Annotated in this window: 3 protein-coding genes and 1 pseudogene; 2 read left to right on the top strand and 2 right to left on the bottom strand. The window is 73.5% G+C overall.

Annotated elements, in window-relative coordinates; translation table 11 throughout:
* Window positions 1–199, top strand: a pseudogene (locus KBX53_RS21905) (hypothetical protein); the annotation flags it as partial.
* On the opposite strand, the gene KBX53_RS21900 reads toward KBX53_RS21905, so the two are convergent.
* Together KBX53_RS21900 and KBX53_RS21895 are read right to left on the bottom strand one after the other, a co-directional pair.
* Window positions 196–1,986, bottom strand: a complete 1,791-nt coding sequence (locus KBX53_RS21900) for a hypothetical protein (protein ID WP_247676012.1) — start codon at window positions 1,984–1,986, stop codon at window positions 196–198. The pseudogene KBX53_RS21905 and the gene KBX53_RS21900 sit on opposite strands and share 4 nt — an antisense overlap.
* Window positions 1,986–3,740, bottom strand: a complete 1,755-nt coding sequence (locus KBX53_RS21895) for a hypothetical protein (RefSeq protein WP_210861344.1) — start codon at window positions 3,738–3,740, stop codon at window positions 1,986–1,988. The genes KBX53_RS21900 and KBX53_RS21895 overlap by 1 nt, the downstream gene beginning before the upstream one ends.
* Before the next feature lie 482 nt (window positions 3,741–4,222).
* Here KBX53_RS21895 and KBX53_RS21890 point away from each other — a divergent pair.
* Window positions 4,223–5,020 (top strand): hypothetical protein (locus KBX53_RS21890; protein ID WP_247676013.1); only part of this gene is annotated, 798 nt, incomplete at its 3' end.

The raw sequence follows: 5,020 nt of genomic DNA, 5'->3' as shown, positions 1-5,020 counted from the left end.
CAAGGACGCGGTTCCGGCGCTGACCGACGAGAACCGCCGCCAGGCCATCGAGGACCTGCGGTTCTGGCGGGCGTCGGTGGTGGTGCTCGGGGCACACCCGCGCGAGGCGGTGCTCCGCGAGCTGGTCACCGGCCTGATCGGGCCGCCGCAGCGGGTCGACGACGTCTGGGTCTGGGACGTCCGCCCGCTGGTGGGTTAAACGCGCTCCCGCACGTCCCACACCCACCCGCCGTCGACCGGCCGACCCGGGCCGAGCAGGTCGTCGACAGTCCGGCGGACCGGGTCGCCGTGCTCCAGCTGACCGAGGACGACCACTGCCGCCCGCCAGTGCCGCAGGTCCTCGATGGCCTGGCGGCGGTCGGCGTCGCTGAGCGGTGGCACCGCGCCGGTCTCGGCCACCCGGCGCAGCAGCACCGAGGTGGGCCGGTCCGGCGCGCCCCAGCGGGCCGTCGGGTCGTCCGGGCCACTTGGGCCGATGAAGTAGCCACCAGGCGCGGGGAACGCCAGACCGGTACGGGCCGACCAGAGCATCACCGGGCTGCGCCCGGCACCGGTGACCGGTGGCACCGCGACCACCGTCCGGCCGGGCGGCACCAGCGCACGCCAGTCGCCGTCGGCGACGAACGCCGGCACCGGCGCGACCGGCACCACCCGGATCGGCGTCGGCGCCAGGGGCAGCAGCGCGGCGGCCACCGCCCCGGCCCACAGCAGCCGTACCGGCAACCCCGGCGCGGTCGCCGGGTGCGCGGCGCGGACCCGGTCCACTGAGAGCGCCACCAGCACACCCAGCACCGGTACGCAGACCAGCGCGAACCGGGCCGGCACCGCGAGGTCGAGCAAAGGCAGCTCCGCGACCAGTCGGTACGGCCCCGGAAGGCCGGTGGCGTTGCCGTTCAACCGCACCGTCGTCCCGAGCGAGAGCAGGGCGAAGACCACGCCGCAGCCGGCCAACGCCCGGACCAGTGCCCGTCGCCACAACCAGATCACGATCACCACGGCGAGCACCAGCAGACCCGGGCCGAAGAACGAGTTCTCCTCGGTCGGGTTCGGCGAGAGCAGCCCCGGCAGCCAGTCGTCGCCCAGCACGGTCTGCCGGGCCGACGCGGTGAACGAGGCGACGTCCAGCTGAAAGCCCTGCGTGGCGAACGCCATCCCGGTGTAGTGCTGCGGACCGTGGAACTGGAACCACAACGGGTACGCCAGCGGAACCGCCGCCACGCCGGCCGCCACCGCGAGCCGACCGAAGAGGGCCGGCGCGTGCCGCCGCGCGGCAACCCGGTCGGCGAGCGCGTACGCCAGCGCGAAGACCCCGGCCGCGAGCACCAGGAAGACCAGCACCTCCTCGCCGATGAAGACCTGCCAGACGAGCAGCAACCCGAGGCCGACGCCGGGCCGCCACACGTCGTCCCGTGCGACGCCCGAGGCGGGCCGGAACACCAGGGCGAGGATCGCCGGCACCAGGAACTGCGCGGCGATGTGCAGGTGGGCGCCCGCCTGAGCGACCATGCCCGGGGCGAAGCCGCAGATCAGCCCACCCACCGCAGCCGCGGCCCGGGTGCCGACCAGCCGACGGCGCAGCAGCACGTACCAGGCGACGGCCGTCCCCGCGAGGCAGCAGACGACCGCCACGCAGAACGCCACCTGCGAGCCGAGGAGCAGTGTGACCGGGGTGAGCGGGACGCCCAGGCCGAGCACCGAGGTGTTCGCCATCAGGTTCACCCCGTCGGGCGCGTTCAACCCCGTACTGAAGAGCGGGTTCTCCCCCGCGACCACCGCATGGGCCGCGTGGGCCAACATCCACTCGAAGAGGATCTGGTCACCCGCCTGGTGGAACAACCGCCACGGGTGACCCCACTGCCCGCTCGTCACCACCACCGCGAGGCCCAGATAGCCGGCCACCACCAGCGCGTCCCGAAGCCAGGCCGGACGGGACGTGCCGACCGTCGCCGGCGACAGGGGGTTCGGGGACGTCGTCCCGGCGGTCATCAGACCGAACGGTCGCTGAGCGCCCGGACGTCCCAGACCCAGACATCCAGCTCCTGGCGGCCCGGGCCGACCAGCTCCTCGACCGTCCGCCGCAGCGGCTCGGCGTTCTGCTGCCGCACCGGCAGCACCAGGATCGCCGCCCGCCAGTGCCGCAACTCGTCGGTGAAGCGCCGACGCTGCCGGTCGTCGAGCTTGGGCGTACGCCCGGTGGTCGCCACCTCCTCCAGCATCTGGCCCACCCCGCTGGGGCGACCGCCGAACCGGCCCGGGTCACCGGTGTTGCCGTTGCGGGGCGCGAGGAAGTAACCGCCGGGGATCTTGAAGTCGAGGTTGGTGGCCGCCGCCCAGCGCATGCCGTGCGTGTTGCCCATGCTGGGCACCGGGATCGGCACCAGCGTCTGATCCGGCCCGACGTACGCCCGCCAACGATCGGCGGTGATGAAGTCCGGCACCGGGGGCCGGGAGACCATCCGCAGCGGCATCGGTGCGATCGGCAGCAGCGCGAAGGCCAGGCCCGCGGCGGTGAGCACGCGGACGGTACGGCGGTCGGCCGGGCGCAGCGCCCAGGCCCGCTCGACGGCGAGAGCGAGCAGCAGACCGATCACCACGCTGGTGATCAGACCGAACCGGGTCGGCACCACCGCGTCGAGCAGCGGCAGACGGACCAACCACTCCCACGGCCCGGTGATCAGCTCCCGGTCCCACCAGGAGACCCGCTCGCCGAGGGAGAGCACGGCGAAGAACAGGCCGGTCACCGCGAGCGCCCTGACGATCAGCTCCCGGCGCAGCCAGACCACGATGCCGATGGCGAGCATCGACAGGCTCCAGCCGAAGAAGGCGTTCTCCTCGGAGTAGTTCGGCGCCAGGTTGGCGTTGGCTCGCTGGTTGCCGCCGAGGGTAGGAGAACCGGGGGCGAAGAAGGCGGCGATGTCGTTGCCGTAGTCCTGCACCGCGTCGCTGAGCCCGTGGTAGGCCATCGGCCCGGCGAACTGCACGTAGAGCGGGTACGCCAGCAGCGCCCCGGCCAGCAGCGCGCAGGTCAGCACGCCGGCGCCCAGCGGCCGCCACGCCGCCCGCCACCGGGCCGGCTCCTGGGCGAGCACCGCCAGCAGGAAGACACCGCAGGCCAGAGCCGTGAAGAGCAGGATCTCCTCGTTGATGAACGCCTGGACGGTGACCAGCACGGCGAGCAACGCCCCGTCCCGAACCGGCCTACCGGAGCGGGTGAGCACCAGCACCCGCCACACGATGAACGGCAGCAGGAACTGACTGATGATGTTCGGGTGCCAGCTGGCGTGCGAGAGCATCGCCGGCGAGAACCCGCAGAACCAGCCGCCGACCGCCGCCGCCAGCGGGGTGCGCACCAGGTGGCGGGAGAGCATGAGGTACCAGGCCATGGCGGTGCCGGCGAGGCCGAGCGTGACCAGCACCACGAAGGAGACCGCCGGTCCGAAGAGCAACGTCACCGGGACCATCGGGATGCCCAGCGCCAGCACCGCCGTGTTGGCCATCAGGTTGACGCCGTCGGGGTAGTTGAACTGCTCGGTGTAGAACGGGTACTCGCCGTGCAGCACCACGCGTACCGAGTGGGCGAGGAAGAACTGCACCTGAGCCGGGTCACCGGTGTAGAGCGAGGCCACCCGGCCGGACGGGTCCAGCCAGATCCGGCTGGTCACCCAGAGCGCGGCCAGCAGAAACAGCCCGCCCACCGCCAGGTGCTGCCGCCGCCGGGTCCACCGCACCCGGGTCGACACCGCACCCCCGGCCGGCGCTTCGGGCTCGGCCGGAACTTCGGGCGCTGCCGGTGTTCCAGGCTCTGCCGGCGCCTCGGACTGTGCCGGCGCTTCGAGCGCTGCCGGCGCGTCGGGCTTTGCCGGTGTTTCGGGCGCTGCCGGGGTCTGCGCCGGGTCCGTGGTGGGGGCGGTCAGCGCGGGCGGGCCGGTCAAGCGGCCGACAGGTGTGCGGTAACTCACCAGGTCGGCGGAGTCGGCTGCCGCCTCCGTGTGCGGCGCGGGCAGGGCGCGGGACTCGGCAGGCGTCACAGTCGGCGGAGTCTACCGGAGCAACCAAAACGCCCTAAAGCCCCGGTGGTGTCCATTGTGGCGGATCGGGTGACGGCCACCTGAGGAACCGCACCGGACATCTCGTACTATGGCGCTTTCCGACAGCGACGGCGAGGCGATCGGGGGCGGGCCAGGTGACTCCAGGCCGTCGGTACGGCAGGACGCTTCCCGTCCTGCTGAGCGCGCTGCTGGCAAGCACGGCCTGTGGTCCGGTGGCCGAGCGGAAGCCGCAGGACCTGCGGGTCGGGTACGACAGCCTGGACGGCGCGCTGACGGTGTGGCCGCCCCGCGGCGACCTCTCCGGCGACGCCGCGGCGACCGCGGCGGTCACCGCCGCCGTGCGGGACTGGCGGTCGCCGGCCGACGACCGCGCGCACCTGCCCTCGTCCGGCATCCTCTTCTCGGGTCGCGTCGACGGCGCCCCGGTGGCGCTGGTGGCCGCCGACGTGCCCGGCGAAAGCGCCTCCTGGCTGCTGCAACTGACTCGCGAAGGTGACCGGTACGAGGTCACCCGGGCCGCCGAGTACACCGATCCCGGTTACCTCGTCTACTCCGACGTGCTGCCCGTGCAGACGACCGGCGGCCGGCGCTACCTGGTGTCGGCGCGGGTGCAGACCCTCCTCGGGCCGCAGGACCGGGCGCTGACCATCGCGGACGGCCTCAGCGCACCGGTCGACGTGCCGTCCTGCACTGCCGTCGGCGTGACCGCGACCCTGCGCACCACGGAGTCGCTGCCCCGTGGGCGGGCCGCCGACCGACTGCTCGACCTGGGCACCGGCACCGTCGATCCCCGTTACCCGCTGGTCCGCGACGAGTCCGGCACCGGCCGGCGGGCGCTCACCGGTCTGGACACCTGCGCGCTGGCCGGCGACCGGGGCCCGTTTGGCAGCATCCCGCGCCGGGTCGGCGACCGGGACGCCCCACGCTCGGTGCCGACCTCCTGGCCGATGGCGAAGCTCACCGTGCGCTCG

The sequence above is a fragment of the Micromonospora sp. M51 genome (assembly GCF_018070305.1).
Classification (GTDB): Bacteria; Actinomycetota; Actinomycetes; order Mycobacteriales; family Micromonosporaceae; genus Micromonospora; species Micromonospora parva.
The sequence above is the reverse complement of the archived record's forward strand: the minus strand, read 5'-3'. Positions and strand labels throughout refer to the sequence as shown.

What these genes read in the sequence shown, in the direction of transcription:
- KBX53_RS21900 (WP_247676012.1), bottom strand. Translation starts at nt 1,986, where the DNA reads ATGACCGCCGGGACGACGTCCCCGAACCCCCTGTCGCCGGCGACGGTC.